General features: G+C 69.4%; 19 protein-coding genes. 10 read left to right on the forward strand and 9 right to left on the reverse strand.

The features are described 5' to 3' along the window. Window positions 1-11: 11 nt before the first annotated feature. Window positions 12-809, forward strand: a complete 798-nt coding sequence (locus EV647_RS22110; RefSeq protein ID WP_134005739.1) for a hypothetical protein — start codon at window positions 12-14, stop codon at window positions 807-809. Between the two features lie 3 nt (window positions 810-812). Here EV647_RS22110 and EV647_RS22115 read toward each other — a convergent pair whose 3' ends face one another. The 5 genes from EV647_RS22115 to EV647_RS22135 all read right to left on the reverse strand — a co-directional run bounded on the left by EV647_RS22115 (window position 813) and on the right by EV647_RS22135 (window position 5,126). Further along, entirely contained in the window at window positions 813-1,577 is a 765-nt protein-coding gene (locus EV647_RS22115; RefSeq protein ID WP_134005741.1) for a YebC/PmpR family DNA-binding transcriptional regulator, read from the reverse strand. 44 nt (window positions 1,578-1,621) lie between these two features. After that, window positions 1,622-2,215: a pyridoxal 5'-phosphate synthase glutaminase subunit PdxT gene (gene pdxT / locus EV647_RS22120; RefSeq protein WP_134005743.1), complete on the reverse strand. Its 594-nt coding sequence runs from the start codon at window positions 2,213-2,215 to the stop codon at window positions 1,622-1,624. Then, window positions 2,212-2,757, reverse strand: a complete 546-nt coding sequence (locus EV647_RS22125; RefSeq protein WP_238177332.1) for a hypothetical protein — start codon at window positions 2,755-2,757, stop codon at window positions 2,212-2,214. The genes pdxT and EV647_RS22125 overlap by 4 nt, the downstream gene beginning before the upstream one ends. Before the next feature lie 32 nt (window positions 2,758-2,789). Then, complete coding sequence (gene pdxS / locus EV647_RS22130) at window positions 2,790-3,701, reverse strand: pyridoxal 5'-phosphate synthase lyase subunit PdxS (protein ID WP_134005745.1); 912 nt, start codon at window positions 3,699-3,701, stop codon at window positions 2,790-2,792. Window positions 3,702-3,773: 72 nt separating this feature from the next. Further along, window positions 3,774-5,126: a PLP-dependent aminotransferase family protein gene (locus tag EV647_RS22135; protein WP_134005747.1), complete on the reverse strand. Its 1,353-nt coding sequence runs from the start codon at window positions 5,124-5,126 to the stop codon at window positions 3,774-3,776. Window positions 5,127-5,261: 135 nt separating this feature from the next. Here EV647_RS22135 and EV647_RS22140 point away from each other — a divergent pair, with 135 nt between their 5' ends. Further along, window positions 5,262-6,917 (forward strand): bifunctional 3'-5' exonuclease/DNA polymerase, encoded by a 1,656-nt coding sequence (locus EV647_RS22140; protein ID WP_134005749.1) that lies wholly within the window; start codon window positions 5,262-5,264, stop codon window positions 6,915-6,917. Between the two features lie 70 nt (window positions 6,918-6,987). Then, a complete protein-coding gene (locus tag EV647_RS42120; RefSeq protein ID WP_166680092.1) occupies window positions 6,988-7,146 on the forward strand; it encodes a hypothetical protein in 159 nt (52 codons plus the stop codon). 213 nt (window positions 7,147-7,359) lie between these two features. Here the strand turns inward: EV647_RS42120 and EV647_RS22145 are convergent, their stop codons facing one another. Beyond that, window positions 7,360-7,848: a hypothetical protein gene (locus tag EV647_RS22145; protein WP_134005751.1), complete on the reverse strand. Its 489-nt coding sequence runs from the start codon at window positions 7,846-7,848 to the stop codon at window positions 7,360-7,362. 207 nt (window positions 7,849-8,055) lie between these two features. Here EV647_RS22145 and EV647_RS22150 point away from each other — a divergent pair, with 207 nt between their 5' ends. Then, window positions 8,056-8,832, forward strand: coding sequence for an S-methyl-5'-thioadenosine phosphorylase (locus tag EV647_RS22150; RefSeq protein WP_134005753.1), 777 nt, complete (start codon window positions 8,056-8,058; stop codon window positions 8,830-8,832). After that, window positions 8,829-9,854, forward strand: a complete 1,026-nt coding sequence (locus tag EV647_RS22155) for an NAD(P)-dependent oxidoreductase (protein ID WP_134005755.1) — start codon at window positions 8,829-8,831, stop codon at window positions 9,852-9,854. Before EV647_RS22150 ends, EV647_RS22155 begins: the two co-directional genes overlap by 4 nt. On the opposite strand, the gene EV647_RS22160 is transcribed toward EV647_RS22155, so the two are convergent. Together EV647_RS22160 and EV647_RS22165 are read right to left on the reverse strand one after the other, a co-directional pair. Next, the gene (locus tag EV647_RS22160; protein WP_134005757.1) at window positions 9,834-10,979 is read right to left on the reverse strand and encodes a cell wall metabolism sensor histidine kinase WalK; all 1,146 of its coding nucleotides are present in this window, start codon (window positions 10,977-10,979) and stop codon (window positions 9,834-9,836) included. The two genes, EV647_RS22155 and EV647_RS22160, sit on opposite strands and share 21 nt — an antisense overlap. Next, entirely contained in the window at window positions 10,976-11,674 is a 699-nt protein-coding gene (locus EV647_RS22165; RefSeq protein ID WP_134005759.1) for a response regulator transcription factor, read from the reverse strand. Before EV647_RS22165 ends, EV647_RS22160 begins: the two co-directional genes overlap by 4 nt. A gap of 122 nt (window positions 11,675-11,796) precedes the next feature. Between EV647_RS22165 and EV647_RS22170 the strand changes: the two genes are divergently transcribed. The 5 genes from EV647_RS22170 to EV647_RS22190 all read left to right on the forward strand — a co-directional run bounded on the left by EV647_RS22170 (window position 11,797) and on the right by EV647_RS22190 (window position 16,875). Continuing rightward, the gene (locus EV647_RS22170; RefSeq protein WP_134005761.1) at window positions 11,797-12,447 is read left to right on the forward strand and encodes a glycosyltransferase family 2 protein; all 651 of its coding nucleotides are present in this window, start codon (window positions 11,797-11,799) and stop codon (window positions 12,445-12,447) included. Then, complete coding sequence (locus EV647_RS42615) at window positions 12,444-13,700, forward strand: DUF2064 domain-containing protein (protein ID WP_202876264.1); 1,257 nt, start codon at window positions 12,444-12,446, stop codon at window positions 13,698-13,700. The genes EV647_RS22170 and EV647_RS42615 overlap by 4 nt, the downstream gene beginning before the upstream one ends. Before the next feature lie 263 nt (window positions 13,701-13,963). Next, window positions 13,964-15,136 (forward strand): glycosyltransferase 87 family protein, encoded by a 1,173-nt coding sequence (locus EV647_RS22180; RefSeq protein WP_166680400.1) that lies wholly within the window; start codon window positions 13,964-13,966, stop codon window positions 15,134-15,136. Beyond that, window positions 15,093-15,941: a RimK family alpha-L-glutamate ligase gene (locus tag EV647_RS22185; RefSeq protein WP_134005765.1), complete on the forward strand. Its 849-nt coding sequence runs from the start codon at window positions 15,093-15,095 to the stop codon at window positions 15,939-15,941. The genes EV647_RS22180 and EV647_RS22185 overlap by 44 nt, the downstream gene beginning before the upstream one ends. A gap of 7 nt (window positions 15,942-15,948) precedes the next feature. Continuing rightward, the gene (locus EV647_RS22190; RefSeq protein WP_134005767.1) at window positions 15,949-16,875 is read left to right on the forward strand and encodes a threonine/serine dehydratase; all 927 of its coding nucleotides are present in this window, start codon (window positions 15,949-15,951) and stop codon (window positions 16,873-16,875) included. Here the strand turns inward: EV647_RS22190 and EV647_RS22195 are convergent. Beyond that, window positions 16,872-18,317: a glycosyltransferase family 87 protein gene (locus EV647_RS22195; RefSeq protein ID WP_134006062.1), complete on the reverse strand. Its 1,446-nt coding sequence runs from the start codon at window positions 18,315-18,317 to the stop codon at window positions 16,872-16,874. The two genes, EV647_RS22190 and EV647_RS22195, sit on opposite strands and share 4 nt — an antisense overlap. Between the last annotated feature and the right edge of the window lie 81 nt (window positions 18,318-18,398).

An 18,398-nucleotide genomic window follows, 5' to 3' on the forward strand; every position in this document is an offset into this window, starting at 1 on the left:
GGGGGAGCGAGATGCTGAAACGTCGTACAGCGGCAGGCGCGATGGTGGGTGTGCTGGTCGTACTTGTCGCTGGTTGCCAGGGATCCGCCCCGGCAACCAGCGACAACCTGGGGACCACGCCGACACCCACCCCGACGGCAACGTCCGTCACGCCGTCTCCGGTGGTGACACCGTCCACGCCGCCTGCCAGTACGCCGGCGAGCACGATCGCCGGGCTGTCCTCCGCGAAGATCCTGGCCAAGACCCAGGCCGCCGCGAAGGCCGCGACCAGCGTCCGGATGAAGGGTTCGATGACCGACGACGGCGACCGTATCGTGCTGGACATCCGGCTCGCGAAGGCCGGCGGTCAGGGCACGATGAGCATCAACGGCGCCGCGTTCTCGCTGATCGTCCTGGACAAGACGGCGTACCTGAAGATCAGCGACAAGTTCTGGCGTGCCCAGATCAAGAAGAAGGCCGACGCGGATGCCGTGATCGGGCTCGTCGGGGGCCGCTGGATCAAGACGTCCCTGACCGACCAGGATCTCGGTGAGCTCGCGGCGTTCGCCAGCAAGCCGAAGTTCTTCGACACGCTGTTCGAGCCGACCGGCACGCTCCGCAAGACCGCGCCGCGGACCGTCGACGGCGTCACCGCGATCGGTCTCCGCGACACCGACGGCACCCTCTGGGTCGACACCGTCACCGCGCGCCCGGTCCGCCTCGAGTCGTCCGGCACCGACGCGCTGACGTTCTCCGAGTACAACCAGGTCGCAACGCCGAAGGCCCCGCCGGCCGCTCAGGTGATCGACGGCAAGGCCCTCGGCATGTGAATCTCAGGCGTTGGCGGCTTCCATGATCTCATCGCTGACGTCGAAGTTCGCGTACACGTTCTGGACGTCGTCGCTGTCCTCGAGGGCGTCGATCAGGCGGAAGATCTTGCCGGCGCCGTCGGCGTCCAGTTCGACCGTCATCGACGGGACGAACTGGACGTCGGCGGAGTCGTAGTCGATCCCGGCGTCCTGCAGCGCGGTCCGGGCCGCGACCATGTCGGTGGCCTCGGTGACGACCTCCCAGGACTCGCCGAGGTCGTTGACCTCGTCGGCGCCGGCCTCGAGCACGGCCTCCATCACGTCGTCCTCGGACAGCGACCTGCCGTCCTGGTCCTTGGCGACGACGATCACGCCCTTGCGGTTGAACAGGTACGCGACCGAGTTCGGGTCGGCGAGCGATCCGCCGTTGCGCGTCATCGCCGTCCGGACGTCCGCGGCGGCCCGGTTCCGGTTGTCGGTAAGGCACTCGACCAGCATCGCCACGCCGTTCGGGCCGTAGCCCTCGTACATGATCGTCTGGTACTCCGCGCCGCCCGCCTCGGCACCGGAGCCGCGCTTGACCGCGCGGTCGATGTTGTCGTTCGGGACCGAGGACTTCTTCGCCTTCTGGATGGCGTCGTACAGCGTCGGGTTCCCGCCAGGGTCGCCACCGCCCATCCGGGCGGCCACCTCGATGTTCTTGATCAGCTTCGCGAAGAGCTTGCCGCGCTTCGCGTCGATGACGGCCTTCTTGTGCTTCGTGGTGGCCCACTTGGAGTGGCCTGACATGGCGAACCCAACCCTTCTACCGCTGCAACTGACCTACGAACGACTCAGCGGCCGCGGACCAGCTCGGCGAAGTAGCCGTGCAGCCTGGCGTCCCCGGTCATCTCCGGATGGAACGACGTGGCCAGCAGCCGGTCGTGGCGAACCGCGACGATCCTACCCGTGGCGGGTCCCGACCTCACCGTCGACAATACCTCCACGTCCCTCCCGACGCGCTCCACCCACGGTGCCCGGATGAACACGGCGTGGTACGGCGTGTCCAGCGCAGCGAACTCCAGGTCCGCCTCGAACGAGTCCACCTGCCGCCCGAACGCGTTCCGGCGGACCGTCACGTCGAGCCCGCCGAGCGTCTCCTGGTCCGCGGTGCCGCCGGTGATCTCGTTCGCCAGCATGATCATTCCGGCGCAGGTGCCGAACACCGGCATCCCGTCCGCGATCCGCTTCTGCAGCGGCTTGAACAGTTCGAACGCCCGGGCCAGCTTGTCCATCGTGGTCGACTCGCCACCCGGCAGCACCATCGCGTCGACCTCCGCCAGCTCGGACGGACGCCGTACGGCGCGACCCTCGACACCGACCTGGGCCAGCATGGCCAGGTGCTCGCGCACGTTCCCCTGCAACGCGAAGACGCCGATCACTGTCATAACGTCACCCTCCGTTGCCAGTCGAGGGTGACCTCGATCCGGCCTTCGTCGAACACCGCGGGCAGGTCGTGCTGGTGCAGGAGCGCGAGCACGTCCTCCAGCAGCGGCTCCCCCGGTGCGACGTTCGCGGTGTCCGGGTGCCAGAGCTTCAGCTCGAGCATCCCGAAGTCCACGGCGTGCCAGACGTCGGTGTCGGTGAAGAACACCAGCCCCTGCGGACTGTCCGCGGCCTCCAGCGCCTGCCGAGCGGCGTGGTGGTCCGACGTGTAGCGGACCACCACCAGGCCGAGACGCTCGAATTCCGCGAGTACGGCGTCCAGCCGGTCCGGATCGGTCGTCGCGGGCCAGGTAGCGGCGTCCTCGTTGAGATCCATGACCGCCTCGCCGATCAGCAGCGGTACGAGAGCGGCCGCGTCCATCGACGGCGCGTCCTCCTTCACCGCCTCGGTCAGCGCGGCGGTGATCGTCGCGTGGTCGGCGTACCCGGACCGCACCAGGACGCGGGCCAGGCCGCGCAGCTCCCGGGCGGTCCGCTCGTCCACCGACGGCAGGCTGTTCGAGCTCTTGGCCGACGTCACCAGCCGCGCTCGGCGAGTCGGTGCGGCTGCGGGATCTCGTCGACGTTGATGCCGACCATCGCCTCGCCCAGACCGCGGGAGACCTTGGCGATCACGTCGGGGTCGTCGTGGAACGTGGTGGCCTTGACGATCGCCTCCGCGCGCTGCGCCGGGTTGCCCGACTTGAAGATGCCGGAGCCGACGAACACGCCCTCGGCGCCGAGCTGCATCATCATCGCGGCGTCGGCCGGGGTGGCGATCCCGCCCGCGGTGAACAGCACCACCGGCAGCTTGCCCAGCGCGGCGACCTCCTTGACCAGCTCGTACGGCGCCTGCAGCTCCTTCGCCGCGACGTACAGCTCGTCCTCCGGCAGGTTCTGCAGCCTGCGGAGCTCCTGGCGGATCTGGCGCATGTGAGTGGTCGCGTTGGACACGTCACCGGTGCCGGCCTCGCCCTTGGAGCGGATCATCGCCGCGCCCTCGGTGATCCGGCGCAGCGCCTCGCCCAGGTTGGTCGCGCCGCAGACGAACGGCACGGTGAACTGCCACTTGTCGATGTGGTTCGCGTAGTCGGCCGGGGTGAGCACCTCGGACTCGTCGATGTAGTCCACCCCGAGGCTCTGCAGCACCTGCGCCTCCACGAAGTGACCGATCCGGGCCTTGGCCATCACCGGGATCGACACCGCGTTGATGATCGAGTCGATCATGTCCGGGTCGCTCATCCGGGAGACGCCGCCCTGGGCGCGGATGTCGGCCGGGACCCGCTCCAGCGCCATCACCGCGACCGCGCCGGCGTCCTCGGCGATCTTGGCCTGCTCGGCGGTGACGACGTCCATGATCACGCCGCCCTTGAGCATCTCCGCCATGCCGCGCTTCACCTTCGCGGTACCGACTTGCGGGCCGGTCTGGGGGGTCTGGTTCTCGGTCACTACATCCTCCTGGTCGTGGGCCTCATCTCCAGGTTAGGAGGTGGCGGGCATCGATCTTCAGTCCACCCAGAATCAAGTGGACTGAAGAGCCTCGCCCAACCGGGCGACCACGAGCCTCAGCGTGGCCGGCGGCGCGGTGAACGGGATCCGGATGTGCCGGCGGTCGGTCGCGTCCGGAGTGAACAGGTCACCGGCGCCGAGCAGCAGACCCTGTTCGCGGGCCGCCTCCAGGACGCGGCGAGCCCTCGTCTCGGTCAGCTCGAGCCAGAGCGTCATACCGCCCGTCGGCGTGGGCCACGCCACACCGTCGAGCGTCCGGAGTCCGGTCTCCAGGGCGTTCAGGTTGGCGCGCAGCCGGGTCCTGCGGCGTCCGATCACCTTGTCGAGCTTCGGCACGATCGCCCGGGCCAGCAGGTCGTCCAGCGCGCTAGGCGACGCCACACTGAGTTGTGCCGCGGTGTTGATCCGCCTGCGGAGCTGCTTGCCGGTACGCACCCAGCCGACGCGCAGCCCGCCCCACACCGTCTTGGACAGCGAGCCGACACTCACGGTGCGCGGGTAGCGGCTCAGCGGATCGGCCTGCTCCCCACTTGCCAACCACAATGGTCGCATCGTCTCGTCACTGATCAGAGCGGCGCCGTACCTGCGTGCTATCTCGACCACAGCTTGGCGGCGGTCGGCCGGCAGGCTGAGCCCGGTTGGGTTGTGGTTGTCGGCCTGCAGGTAGATGACCTTCGGGCGATGGCGCCGGCAGAGGTGAGCGAGCTGGTCGGTGTCCCAGACACCTGCGGGCCAGCCTGCTACGTCCAGGCGGTATTTGCGGAGCAGGTCGAAGGCCGCCGGGTACGTCGGGGTTTCGGTGATCGCTACACCCGGTCCGAGGTCCAGCCCGGCCAGTGCGGCGTTCAGACCGGCTGCTGCGCCGACAGTGAGTGTCAGCTGCTCAGGCTCGGTCGGCACGCCCTCTGCGGTGAGGCGCTCGGCCAACGCCGCTCTGAGCTCTTGCGATCCACCTGGTGGCGGTCCGTCACCTCCCATGGCCTGTGGCAGCCCGTCCTGGACGATCTGCGCTGCCGCCTCTGCCACGTCATGCGGCGCGGCTGTCGTGGCGAACCGCAGGTCGAGCACCGGCCGGTCCCCCGCCGTCACCGTCGACGCCGGCGCCACAGGGTCCAGCAGCCGGTCCAGCGGCCGCACTACGGTCCCGGAGCCACGCTTGGTCTCCAGTACGCCGTCACGCCGCAGGTTCTCCAACGCGCGTACGACGGTCACGCGGCTCACCCCGAGCCGCTCCGCCAGCACCCGCTCCGACGGCAACCGCGACCCGATCGACAGGTCGCCACGCTCGATCCGCCGCAGCACGAGCCCCTCGACCTGCTCGGTCTTGGTCCCGTCCGCCGCCTCCAGATCCCCCGCCCGCCACATAAGTCCAGTCTCCCACAACTGGCCTGATCCCCGATCTTTGAGCACCCACCAACCGTTTTCCCGCCCTCGATCTGGTTGGTGGGTGCTCAAGGTTCGGGTGGTCAGAGTGTCGGTGGCGGGTGTGAGGATGTTGCTGTGGACGAACGGTGGCTGATCGCTCCGGAGGAGGGCGGCGGGGCGATGCTCGTCGCGCTGCATCCGGACGGGCAGCCGGCCGGGGAGATTCTGCGCGAGCCGGATCTGGTCGCGGCCGTCGCGTCGCGGCCGCAGGTCACGCGGTGGGTGTGGCGTTCGTCGACCGAGATCTATCCGCGGCTGCTGGCGGCCGGCGTCCGGGTTGAGCGGTGCTACGACATCGAGAACACCGAGGGCCTGCTGCTCGGCCACGAGGGCCGGCTCGGCGAGCCACGGTCCGCGGCCGCCGCGTGGGCGCGTTCGAGCGGTCGTCCGGTCCCACCCGATCCGCCGCTGCGCGCCGTCGTACCGGGTGAGCAGTCGTCGTTGTTCGAGATCGCCGTCGAGCCGATCCCGTTCGAGGCGTTGCTCCGGGTGTACGCCGACCAACTCCGACGGCACGACCTCGCCGAGTACCCGGATCGCATGCGGTTGCTCACGGCATCGGAATCGTCCGCGATGCTCGTCGCCGCGGAGATGGATCTCGCCGGGTTGCCGTGGAGCGCGGATGCGCATCGGGAGCTGTTGAACGAGTTGCTCGGTGAACGGTTCCCGGGTTCGGGCGAGCCGCGCCGGCTGACCGAGCTCGCGGACGAGATCTCCGCGGCCTTCGGGCACCGCGTGCGGCCCGAGTTGCCGGCCGACGTACTGAAGGCGTTCAAGCAGGCCGGGCACCAGGTGAAGTCGACGCGGAAGTGGGAGCTCGAGCACATCGATCATCCGGCGGTGGCACCGCTGCTCGAGTACAAGAAGCTGTATCGGATCTACACCGCGAACGGCTGGAGCTGGCTGAACGACTGGGTCCACGACGGGCGCTTCCGGCCCGGGTTCCTGCCAGGCGGCACGGTGTCGGGTCGATGGGTCACGAACGGCGGCGGCGGTCTGCAGATCCCGAAGGTGATCCGCCGCGCGGTGGTCGCCGACCCCGGCTGGCGGCTCGTCGTCGCGGACGCGTCGCAGCTCGAGCCGCGGGTGCTGGCCGCGATCTCGCGCGACCGGGCGCTGATGGAGGTCGCCAGCGATCCCGGTGATCTCTACAAGGCCGTTTCGGACCAGGCGTTCTCCGGAGACCGGGCACACGCCAAGATCGCCGTACTGGGTGCGATCTACGGGCAGACGTCCGGCGACGGCCTCAACAACCTCGCCATGCTGCGCAAACGATTCCCGCAGGCAGTCCAGTACGTCGACGACGCGGCCCGCGCGGGCGAGGAAGGCCGACTGGTCCGCACGTACCTCGGCCGCACCTGCCCACCGAGCGGCCACCCGCTCGACGAAGCCATGCTCGAAGGTCCACCCGCCGACATCCCCACCACAGACCCGCGCCATGCGAGAGCCCGCGGCCGCTTCACGAGAAACTTCGTGGTCCAAGGCAGCGCCGCCGACTGGGCCCTACTGCTGCTGGCCGCCCTCCGCCAGTCCCTGACACCCCTCAAGGCCGAACTCGTCTTCCACCAGCACGACGAGGTCATAGTCCACTGCCCCGCCGAAGAAGCCGACCAGGTCACCGAAGCCATCCAACAAGCCGGCAACCTCGCCGGCACCCTGACCTTCGGCCCCACCCCCACCAACTTCGCCTTTGTTTCAGCGGTGGTCGAAAGGTACGCCGACGCGAAGTGACTTCCGATTGTTGACCCCCTGACCGTCGTACGTTTGGCGAACAACGAACAACGACAGCAGGAGGCGAGTCATGGCCAAATTCGGAAGAGCGGCGAAGAAAGAGGAAAAGAAGGAAACGAAGGCGCGCGGCAAGGACATCGAGACCGGCCAGAAGATCGACAACGGCGTAAAGATGTCCGGACGTGAGGCCGCACGCTGGGCCAAGCGGATGAACGGCCAGGGCAGGTAGTAGCGGATCACGCCACCGCCACGGCGTCCGGAAAGCGCATTCTTCGTTGCCTTCCCGATTCTTTCTGCTATTGCTTAACCGGATACTCTCTCTCCGACAGGCCGTATTTCCGTTTTCCACACGGAAGATGTCCAGTGCGAAGAAATTCTGGTTCAGGTAGCCGGCGAGGCGGGTTAGCGCCCGCCACGCGCGAAGAAGCCTCCTCGAAGGTGTTCATCGGCCGTCTTCGAGTTCGATGGTGGTGGGCATGGGGGCGTGGCCGGCCAGGCGGAACCAGGTGACGAGGCGGCGGTGGCGTAGGTCGCGGGTGGAGACCACGACGTCGTTGTGGAAGCGGCGGGCCAGTTGGACGCGGCGCATCGCGAGGGACAGTTCGCCGGCCCAGGGTTCGATGTCGGTGCCGGTGGCATGGATTGCTCGGGTGAGGGCGGACTCGGCTTGTTCGCGGAGTTCGAGCGCGTCGAGTGAGGCCGCCCGGGCGCGGTGGGCCGCGTCGAGGAGCAGAAGGGCGGAGGCCGGGTCGAGGATGTCACTGCCGGCCAGTTCCGCGACCAGGGCGGCGCGGCGCGCCAGCTCGGTCTCGAGTGATGCGCGGGCGAGCTCCACGCGATGGTGCAGCCGGTCGAGCCGGCCGGCGGTCCAGCTCGCGTAGGCGCCGAACAACAGCAGCACCACGCCCACCGCGAGCAGCACCCAAGACATCTCCACACCCCCATTCGATCACCCGCCACGCGCCAGGCCGCATCCACCAACCCCCTGCTGCAGGCCCCACTTTGAGCACCCACCAACCAGAAATCGCGCTGGAATTTGGTTGGTGGGTTCTCAAAGTTGAACTGAGGGGGCTTACGGGGCGGTGACGGTGGGGCGGATGGGGTGATGGGTGGGTTGGGGCGGCATTAGCGTCGGGGTATGGCTGAGATTGGTGTGATTGGCGGGTCCGGGTTCTACTCGTTTCTGGCTGATGCGGAGACCATCGAGATCGACACGCCGTACGGCGCGCCCAGCGAGCCGCCGCTCGTTGGTGACCTCGACGGGCGGGAGGTCGCGTTCGTCCCGCGGCACGGCGCCGACCATCGGCTCCCTCCGCACCGGGTGAACTACCGCGCGAACCTGTGGGCGCTACGCGAGCTGGGCGTCCGCCAGGTCCTCGGCCCCTGCGCGGTCGGGTCGCTCAGACCCGAGCTGACCCCCGGCACCTTCGTGGTCCCCGACCAGTACGTCGATCGCACGTGGGGCCGGGAGCACACGGTGTACGACGAGGCGCCCGTGGTGCACACCTCCGCCGCGGATCCGTACTGCCCCGTCGGCCGCGCCACAGTGATTGCCTCCGGCAACGTCGTACCCGAAGGCACGATGGTTGTCATCAACGGGCCGAGGTTCTCGACCCGGGCCGAGTCGCAGTGGCACGCGGCGCAGGGCTGGTCGGTCGTCGGCATGACCGGCGCACCCGAGGCAGCCATCGCCCGCGAACTCGCGCTCTGCTACACGTCGATCGCTGTCGTCACCGATCACGACGCGGGCGTGGAGACCGGCACCGGCGTCACCCAGGCCGAGGTGTTCGACGCTTTCAAGCACAGCATCGAACGCCTGCAGGTGCTCCTTAAGGACGTGATCGGCCAGCTCCCGAAGGCTGACGCAGACTGCACCTGCCGCCACTCGCTCGACGGGACGGAGGCGGCTCGATGAGAGTCTTGCTGACGGGCGGGGCCGGCTTCATCGGCACCCACGTCCACCACCAGCTCGTTGCCGAGGGCCACGAAGTCACCGTCCTCGACTCCTTCCGCCCGGACGTACATGCCGCGCGCCCCGCGAGCCGCCCCGGCCTGATCGTCGGCGACATTCGCGACGCGGACGCCGTGACCAGAGCGCTGGACGGCATCGGCACCATCATCCACCTGGCCGCGAAGGTCGGCCTCGGTGTCCATCTCGACGACATCGACGACTACGTCTCCTCCAACAGCCTCGGTACGGCGGTCCTCTTGAAGTCCCTCGGCAACATCCGCAACCTCGTCTACGCCAGCTCGATGGTGGTGTACGGCGAGGGCCGCTACGACTGCGACGACCACGGACAGGTCGCCCCGGGCCCCCGACGTACCGAAGACCTCGAGCAAGGCCGCTTCGAGCCGCCCTGCCCGCACTGCGGCGCTCCGCTGCGGCCCGGTCTCGTCACCGAGGACGCTGCGCTGGACCCGCGGAACGCCTACGCGGCCAGCAAGCTCAACGGCGAGCATCTCGCCGCCACCTGGGCCCGCGAGACGGGCGGCCGTGTCACCGCACTCCGCTTCCACAACGTGTACGGCCCCGGCATGCCGCGCAACACGCCGTACGCCGGAGTCGCGGCGATCTTCCGCTCCGCGCTCGAACGTGGGGAGACGCCGCGTGTCTTCGAGGACGGCCGTCAACGCCGCGACTTCGTCCACGTCCGCGACGTCGCGGCAGCGGTCACGCTGTCGGCGACCGCCCTCCCCCACCAGCCACCGTTCACGGCGTACAACGTCGGCAGCGGCACCGTCACCACGATCGGTGAGGTCGCCGCCGAGCTGGCCCGCGCGTACGGCGGCCCGCCGCCCGTCGTCACCGGCGAATACCGCCTCGGCGACGTCCGGCACATCACCGCCTCGTCCGACCGCCTGAAGAACGAGCTCGGCTGGAAGCCGACGTACGACCTGCAGGCCGGCCTCGACGACCTACTCCACTCGGCCGGCTAGGACCGGCGGAAGGTCGATCTCGAAGGCGCACCCGCCGTCGACGTTGCTGACGGCAATCTTCCCGTCATGGGACTCGACCACACCGCGCGCGATCGCCAGCCCCAGCCCGCCGCCGCCGGCGTCGGGTGTGCGCTGCTCGTCGCCGCGCCAGCCGACGTCGAAGACGCGCTCCAGATCAGCAGCGGGAATCCCGCCGCACCCGTCGGTCACCGCGAGGCGGACCCGCCCGTCCAGCTCGCGATCGACCGTCAGCGTCACCGTCCCGCCCGCCGACGTGTGCCGGATCGCGTTCCCGACCAGGTTGGTGACCGCGCGCGTCAACTCGTCCGGATCCCCTTGTACGGCGAGCCGATCGTCGTCACACGGTGTCGACACGGACAGCTGAACGCCCTCCGCCCGCGCATGCTCGCTGTTCTCCCCCGCGACGTCCTCGGCCAGCTCCCGCAGGCTCACCGCCGACCGTCGGCGCGGCGGCGGCGCCGTCGACAACCGCGACAGCTCGAACAGGTCGTCCACCAGCCCGGTCATCCGGTCGACCGTCGACCGCATCTGCCGCAGCGCGCCCGGTACGTCGTCGATCACCCCGTCCTCGAGGCCTTCGGACACGGCCCGCAACCCGGCCAGCGGCGTCCGCAGGTCGTGCGACATGAACGCCACCAGCTCCCGCCGGCTCGTCTCCAGCGCCCGTTCCCGCTGATGCGACGCGGCGAGCTTCTTCCGCGTCATCTCCAACTCGTCCCGCAACGTGGCCAGCTCCGCGGGCACCACCCCGCCGGCGCCTTCCGTCGGCTCGTACGACGTCCCGAGATGACGCAACCGCCGCCCCACATCCCGCGACCCGACGGCGACCCAGTGCCCGAGGAGCACCGACATCGCCAGCCCGAGCAGCGCCGCGAACGCCAGCGTCCACAGCACCACCCACGAGTCGTGCTCGGAGATGAACATCGCCCGCACGCTCTGCAGCACCGCGGCCAGCGCACCTGCCATCGGCGCGAGCGCCGCCACGATCATCGTGATCCGCAACGACCGCCGCCGGAAGCGCCACAGCACCACCGCGCCGACCGCCGCCACCAGCAGCGTCCACCCCGTGGTGAGCGCCAGGATGGTCGCCATGTCCTTGTTCACGACGCGTCACCGGCGAACAGGTACCCGGTGCGCGGCACGGTGAGGACGAGCTTCGGGTCCGACGGATCCGCCTCGATCTTCTCCCGCAACCGCCGTACGTGCACGGTGACCGTCGACGAGTCGCCGAAGTCCCAGCCCCACACGCGACGGAGCAACTCGGCCTTCGTGTACGCCTTGCCCGCATGCGACACCAGGTACGCCAGCAGGTCGAACTCCCGGTGCGTCAGCGACAGCTCGTTCTCGCCGAGGTACGCGCGCCGCGCCGCCGTGTCGACCATGACCGGTCCCGCGCTGAGCTTGGTCGGCGTCAGATCGAGCCCGGCCAGGCGCTCCTCCCGCCGTACCATCGCCTGCACCCGCAGCGTCAGCTCCCGCGGGCTGAACGGCTTGACCACATAGTCGTCCGCACCGACCTCGAGCCCGACCAGCCGGTCTTCCTCCTCGCCGCGCGCGGACAGCATGATCACCGCGGCACCGTCGTCGGCCGCACGCATCCGGCGCAGCACCTCGAGTCCGGACAGTCCGGGCAGCATCACGTCCAGTACGACGACCGACGGCTTCCACTGCTGCCACACCTCGACCGCCGACGCGCCGTCCGCGACCACGCGGGCGTCGTACCCGGCCTTGGTCAGGTACGCCGAGACGACGTTCGACACGGTCGGGTCGTCGTCCACCACTAGAACACGAGTAGCCACGCTCAGAGCGTAGATCCTCCGCCCGTCCCGCAGCCGCACCAGCACCGGAACGCAGTACGCCGTAAGCGACCCGTAGTCGTGTTCATGCCCTGGCGACGCGAGTTCGTCCTTACCGTCGAAGCATGTCCGTCGATCTCGTGCTGCCCTGCCTGAACGAGGCGGCCGCCCTGCCCTGGGTCCTCGAACGCCTCCCGCCCGGTGTCCGCGCCATCGTCGTCGACAACGGCTCGACCGACGACTCGGCTGCCGTTGCCGCTCGGCTGGGCGCGACCGTCGTGCGGTGCGAGGTGAAGGGGTACGGCGCTGCGTGTCATGCCGGCCTGGAGGCGGCCGACGCCGACATCGTGGCCGTGATGGACGCGGACGCGTCGCTCGATCCGCGGCAACTGGTCCGCGTGACCGCGCCGGTCGTTGCCGGCCGCGCGGATCTGATCGTCGGCCGCCGGCGTCCGGTGTCGCGGCAGGTCTGGCCGTGGCATCTCCGGCTGGCCAACGCGGAGCTGTCCCGGCGGATCAGGCGCCGTACGGGCGTCGCTTTGCACGACCTCGGTCCGATGCGTGCTGGGCGACGTACTGCGCTGCTCGGACTCGGGCTGACGGATCGACGGTCCGGATACCCGTTGGAGACCGTGGTCCGCGCCGCCGACGCCGGATGGCGGATCGCGGAGGTCGACGTCGACTACCTCCCGCGCTCCGGTCGCTCGAAGGTCACCGGTACGCCGCTGGGCGCCGCGCGCGCCGTACTCGACATGTCGAAGGTTTTGGCGCGGTGAAGCGCGGCACGGTGATCGTGATTGCGAAGGAGCCGGTGCCGGGGCGGGTGAAGACGCGGCTGCAGAGCGAGTTCACGGCACGCGAGGCAGCGGCGCTGGCGCGGGCGTCGCTGGTCGACACGCTCGGCGCGGTTCAGTTCGCGCCCGCGACGCGCCGGGTAGTCGCGCTAGAAGGCGAGCCGGGGCCTTGGTTGCCGCCTGGGTTCGAGGTCGTGAAGCAGCGCGGCGGCGGCCTCGACGAGCGGCTCGTGGCGGCGTTCGAGGACGTGTACGACGGTACGCCGATGCTGCTCGTCGGGATGGACACGCCGCAACTCCGGCCGGAGCTGCTCGGGTTCGCGTGGTCCGGGTATGACGCGGTGCTCGGCCTGACCGAGGACGGCGGGTACTGGTGTCTCGGTCTCCGTACGCCGGATCCGCGCGCGCTGCTCGGCGTACCGATGTCGACCGACCACACCGGGCGGGACCAGCTCCGTCGGCTGCTGGCGTTGGGATTGCGGGTCAAAATCCTGCCGACTCTGCGCGACATGGATACCCCGCGGGATGCGGCGTACCTCGCCGACGAGTTCCCCTCGCTGCGGGTGTCGCGGCTGTACCGGAGGCTGCAGCATGCGGCGCATCCGGGGCTGCTGTTCGAGCAGGCCCTCGGCGGTACGGCGCGAGTTGTTGCTACCGGCATCGATGGGCGGACTGTGCCGTCGCTGTCCGAGGTGGACCGCTGGACGGCGCCCGCGGACGACGTGGATCGGCTCGCGCTGAGTCGATGTGAGGGGCCCGTGCTGGACATCGGGTGCGGGCCGGGGCGGATCGTCACTGCGCTCGCCGAACGCGGAATCCCCGCGCTCGGGGTCGATGTGTCGCCGCGGGCGGTGTCGCTCACCACGTCGCGTGGTGCGTCGGCGCTGCATCGTCCGGTGCAGGATCGGCTGCCGGGCGAGGGGCGCTGGGGCAGCGTGCTGCTGATGGACGGGAACATCGGGATCGGTGGTGATCCGGCCGATCTGCTGCGTCGCTGCGCCGAACTGGTCCGCCCCGACGGTCTCGTGCTGGTCGAGGTCGACCCGGACGACGATCTCGACGACGTCACCCCGATAGTCCTCCGCAGCTCCACCGGCCGCCGCTCCACCCCGTTGCCCTGGGCAAGAGTCGGCACCCGGGCCCTGATCCGGCACGCCCGCACAACTCACCTCCACCCCACCGAAGACTGGCGCACCCCCCACCGAGCCTTCCTGACCCTCCGCCGAACCGCATGACACCCGCCCCGGGTCGCGACTTTGTGCACGGTTCAGTCAAATTCTGGCGCCGGGAATGGTCGAACGGGGCACAAAGTCGCCGGTTCATGTGGGTTGGGGGTGCTGTGGTGGGTGTGTGCGCGGGGGCGATCGCGGCCGCGCGGGCGCAGTGGTGGCCGGATGTGGTGTTGGTGGTGGGGACGGTTGTGGTCGCGGGGTTGGTGTGGCGGTTTGGGCGGGGGTTGAGTGTTGGGGTTGTGGTGGTTGTGGCGGGATTGTGTCAGGTGCCGGGGCTGACACAGGCGCCGATCACCAGCACAGACGCCTACCGATACGTGTGGGACGGGCGTGTGCAGTTGTCCGGGCATTCGCCGTACGGCTATGTGCCACTGGACGACTCGTTGGCGCCGCTGCGGGATCCTGTGCTGTTCCCTGGGTTGTCGCCGGACCAGCGCTCCGGTGTGACAGGCATCCCCGACGACCCGGCCCAGCTCCCGGTCGACGACGCCAGGACGCGGATCAACCGCCCCGGTGTGCCGACCATCTATCCGCCTGTTGCCGAGGCCTACTTCACCGTGGTCGCCCTGTTCACCCCGTGGTCTGCCGGCACCCTCGGACTCCAGATCGCGGCCGCATTGATCGCGATCGCACTTACCTGGCTACTCGCCGTACAGAACCCGCGCTGGGCCGCGCTGTGGGGTTGGTCACCGATCGTCGCTCTCGAAGCCGGCAACGCCGCCCACGTCGACGTCCTCGCCGCACTCTTCATCACGGCGGCCGTCGTCACCGCCGCCCGCAGACCGAAACTCGCCGCCGTCCTCCTCGGGGCGGCCGGCAGCGTCAAGCTCCTTCCGCTCCTGTTGCTCCCCGCGTTCCGCCGCCGGCGCCCACTCGTGGCCGTCGGCTCCTTCATCGCCTCGTACCTCCCCCACGTTCTTGCCGTCGGCACCTTGGTGCTCGGCTTCCTCCCCGGCTACCTCAACCAGGAAGGCTTCGAGGACGGCAGCTCCCGCTCCGCGATTCTCGCGCTCCTGCTGCCTCCTGAGGCCCGCCAGGTCGTCGCCGCGGCCCTCGCGCTCGGCCTCGCCGCCCTCGCCTTCCATCGCGCCGGCCGCGACCCGATCGCCCTCACCTGCTGCTGGCTGTACGGCGCGGCGCTCCTGATCGCCACCCCGACGTACCCCTGGTACGGCCTCCCGCTGATCGCCCTCGCCGCGCTGGCCGGTCGCCCCGAATGGATCGCCGTACCGCTCGCGTCGTACCTCGCCTACGCGAGCTTCGGCCACGACACCCGCCAGGGCCTCATCCACCTCACCGCCGCCGTCATCGTGGCCGGCGGCCTCACGATCCGTCACCAACTCGTTGCGAAGTCAGGTTTGACCGCACCGCCCCTCCCCGCCAACACTGGCGAGCGTGACGAATCGCATCGCCCTGGCAACCTCGACCGAATACGCTGAGTTGCACCCTGACGAACGCCCGCTCCTCGACGCGCTGCGCGCCGCGGGCCTCGACCCGGTGGTCGAGGTCTGGACCGACCCGTCGGTCGACTGGTCCGCGTACGACGCCGTCCTGCTACGGACCGTGTGGGACTACTTCTGGCTGTACGCCGAATTCACCGAGTGGCTCGCCCAGCTCGACAAGGCCGGCGTACCCGTCCTGAACTCCACGGACCAGGTCCGCTGGAACAGCGACAAGCAGTATCTGCTCGAACTGCGCGAACGCGGTGTCGCGATCGTTCCGTCCCAGGTCGCGGCGGGCGCGTGCCTGCGCGAGGTCGTGGCCGGACTCACCGGTCAGCAGATCGTCGTCAAGCCGACCGTAGGCGGTAACGCCCTGCACACGGTCCGCGGTGTCGCAGGCTCTCCCGAACTCGAGCAGGCGCTCAACGACCTGCCGGACGTGGTGTACCTCGTGCAGCCGTTCGTGCCGGAGATCCAGTCCGACGGCGAGTGGTCGCTGCTGTTCTTCAACGGCGAGTTCAGCCACGCGGTGATCAAGCGCCCCGCGACCGGCGATTACCGCGTCCAGGAGTCGTACGGCGGCCAGACGACGCCGACGGACCCGCCTGCCGCCGTACTCGAGGGCGCCCAGGCGGCCCTGGCTGCCTCCGGCCCGACGCCGACCTACGCCCGCGTCGACGGAGTCGTGGTCAACGACCGCTTCCTGCTGATGGAGATCGAGCTCATCGAGCCGTACCTCTTCCTGCCGCAGTCTCCGGACGCGGCCGCCAAACTCGCCACCGCGGTCGCCGCGCGCATCTGACCAGCGTATGCCGACGCTCGAGGACATCCGCCGGGCCGCCACCGAGCTCGAGGGGCGGATCCACCGGACACCGATGCTGACCTCGTCAGCTCTGAACGAACGATTCGCGGCCGACCTGGTGCTCAAGGCCGAGCTGTTCCAGAAGACCGGCAGCTTCAAGGTCCGCGGACTTTTGACGAAGCTCCTGCGGTTGACGACTGCGGAGCGCGAGCGCGGTGTCATCACGGTGTCGGCGGGTAACGCGGCCGGGGCGCTGGCGTGGGCGGCACGGGATGCCGGGGTGCCGGCGACGGTGGTGATGGCGGCGACCGCCGTGCCGGCGAAGATCGACGCGGCGCGCGGCTACGGCGCGACCGTCGAGCTCGTCGAGGGTGACCTGATGGCGCAGTACGAGCAGATCCGCGACGACCGGCAGCTGACCGGCGTGCACCCGTTCGACGACGAGGACGTGATCCTCGGGCACGCCGGCCTCGGTCTGGAGCTGTTGGCCGACCGCCCGGACCTCGACACCGTCCTGGTTCCGGTGGGCGGCGGCGGACTGATCTCGGGGGTCGCGACGGCGGTGAAACTGATGAAACCGTCGATCCGCGTGATCGGGATCGAGCCGGAGCAGGCCGACGTGGTCAGTCGCAGCCTCGCGGCCGGCGTCCCTCAGAAGCTCCTGACCGCACGGTCGATCGCCGACGGCCTCGCCGCACCCGTCTGCGGCACCCGCAATCTCCCGCTCATCCAGCAGTACGTCGACGACGTCGTCCGCGTGTCCGAGGACGCGCTGCTCGAGGCGACCCGCTTGGTGATGTCACGGACCAAACTCGCCCTCGAACCGGCGGCTGCGGCGCCCTTCGCGGCACTGATCGAGGGCCTCCGGCCCGAAGGCGTCACTGCCGCCGTGGTGAGCGGCGGCAACCTGGACGTCACCAAGCTGAGGTTCTAGGCCGTTGCCAGGTCTGTGCGGGCGCGGGATCTGACGCCGTCGCTGGGATCGTCGACCACGTCACCGTGACGTACCGGATCGTTCTCCGGGAGCAGGATGTCGCGGGCGACCACCAGCATCAGCCAGAGCGTGCCGGCCATCCGCAGGATCACCGAGAACCAGTAGATCCGGTCCGGGATCTGCGGGTCGCCAGGCGCCAGGAACTGCGCCAGATGCATCCACACCAGCATCCAGTAGAAGCATTCGCAGGCCTGCCAGATCAGCCAGTCACGCAGCCGCGGCCGGGCCAGCGCCACCAGCGGCAGCAGCCACAGCACGTACTGCGGTGAGTAGACCTTGTTGATCAGCAGGAACGCAGCCACCACCAGGAACGCGAGCTGCGCGAATCTGGGCGGCCGGGGCGCCATCAGGCCGAGGATCGCGATCGACAGGCACAACCCGGCGAAGATCACGATGTTCAGCTGGTTGACGTCCGCGACCTCGTGCTTGGCCAGCTTGAGGACGTACCAGATCGAGCCGTAGTCGCTCTCGCGCTCGTCGTTGAACTGCCAGAACGACAGCCACTCGTTCTTCGCGAGCAGGTAGATCGGCGCGTTCACCAGTCCCCACGCGACCGCTGCCGCCACCGTCGCCTGGATCCACGGCCACAGCTTCCGTCCACGGAGGCAGACGATCAGCAACGGACCGAGCAACAGGAACGGGTAGAACTTCGCCGCCGTCCCCAGTCCGAGCAGTACGCCGAACCAGATGGGTTTCCCGCGCGACCACGCGAACATCGCCCCGGCGGTCAACGCGACCGCGAACAGGTCCCAGTTGATCGTCGACGTCAGTGCGAGCGCCGGCGCCGCAGCGACGTACAGAGCGTCCAGCGGCTGTCCACGGGCCGCTCCCGGGCGTTTTGCGACTCCGCGCGCGGTCGCGACCGTGAGGCCGACGATCAGCAACGCACAGAGGAACAGCAGCACGGTGTTGACCAGGAAGAACACCCCGGCCGTGTCGCGCTTCTGCTCGACGGTCAGGTCCTTCTTCGGATCGCCGGTGACCAGCCAGGTGAGCTGCGCCGCGACCTCCATGAAGCCGCCGGTCAGTACCGGGTACTCCAGCACCGGGTAGTTGCCGGTGTCGAGGAACGGCCGGTTACCCTCCGCGAAACCGCGCTCCTGGTACAGGAACCCGATGTCGGAGTAGCAGAGCGCCTTGAACGGCCGCCAGCTCTGCCGGTCCCAGCCGGCCTCCATACAGGGCGCCTTCTGCAGTACGCCGAGGCCGAAGGTGATCGTGCAGACGGCAAGCGCGATCCGCAGCGGCGTCCACCACGACGAGCTGAGCCGGGCGAACCGCCCCGACGGTCCACCGAGCCCGACGGTCAGGCCGGCGACGGCCGGATCAGCCTCCGACGGCGTCTGCGCGAGCTCGCGATGTGGTCCGGTCACGGTGGGCATCATCTCCTATCGGCTCACCTTGCGACCAGGAGAGGTTACCCACCTGTCACCAGCGGACTCCCGCAACCGTCCTCGTGCGCG

This window comes from Kribbella sp. VKM Ac-2566 (assembly GCF_004366005.1).
Lineage (GTDB): Bacteria > Actinomycetota > Actinomycetes > Propionibacteriales > Kribbellaceae > Kribbella > Kribbella pratensis.

Bases quoted from the DNA above. Each gene is read 5' to 3' on its own strand.
- EV647_RS22110 (WP_134005739.1), top strand. From the start codon at position 12: ATGCTGAAACGTCGTACAGCGGCAGGCGCGATGGTGGGTGTGCTGGTC.
- EV647_RS22115 (WP_134005741.1), bottom strand. From the start codon at position 1,577: ATGTCAGGCCACTCCAAGTGGGCCACCACGAAGCACAAGAAGGCCGTC.
- pdxT (WP_134005743.1), bottom strand. From the start codon at position 2,215: ATGACAGTGATCGGCGTCTTCGCGTTGCAGGGGAACGTGCGCGAGCAC.
- EV647_RS22135 (WP_134005747.1), bottom strand. From the start codon at position 5,126: ATGTGGCGGGCGGGGGATCTGGAGGCGGCGGACGGGACCAAGACCGAG.
- EV647_RS42120 (WP_166680092.1), top strand. From the start codon at position 6,988: ATGGCCAAATTCGGAAGAGCGGCGAAGAAAGAGGAAAAGAAGGAAACG.
- EV647_RS22145 (WP_134005751.1), bottom strand. From the start codon at position 7,848: ATGTCTTGGGTGCTGCTCGCGGTGGGCGTGGTGCTGCTGTTGTTCGGC.
- EV647_RS22150 (WP_134005753.1), top strand. From the start codon at position 8,056: ATGGCTGAGATTGGTGTGATTGGCGGGTCCGGGTTCTACTCGTTTCTG.
- EV647_RS22155 (WP_134005755.1), top strand. From the start codon at position 8,829: ATGAGAGTCTTGCTGACGGGCGGGGCCGGCTTCATCGGCACCCACGTC.
- EV647_RS22170 (WP_134005761.1), top strand. From the start codon at position 11,797: ATGTCCGTCGATCTCGTGCTGCCCTGCCTGAACGAGGCGGCCGCCCTG.
- EV647_RS22190 (WP_134005767.1), top strand. From the start codon at position 15,949: ATGCCGACGCTCGAGGACATCCGCCGGGCCGCCACCGAGCTCGAGGGG.
- EV647_RS22195 (WP_134006062.1), bottom strand. From the start codon at position 18,317: ATGCCCACCGTGACCGGACCACATCGCGAGCTCGCGCAGACGCCGTCG.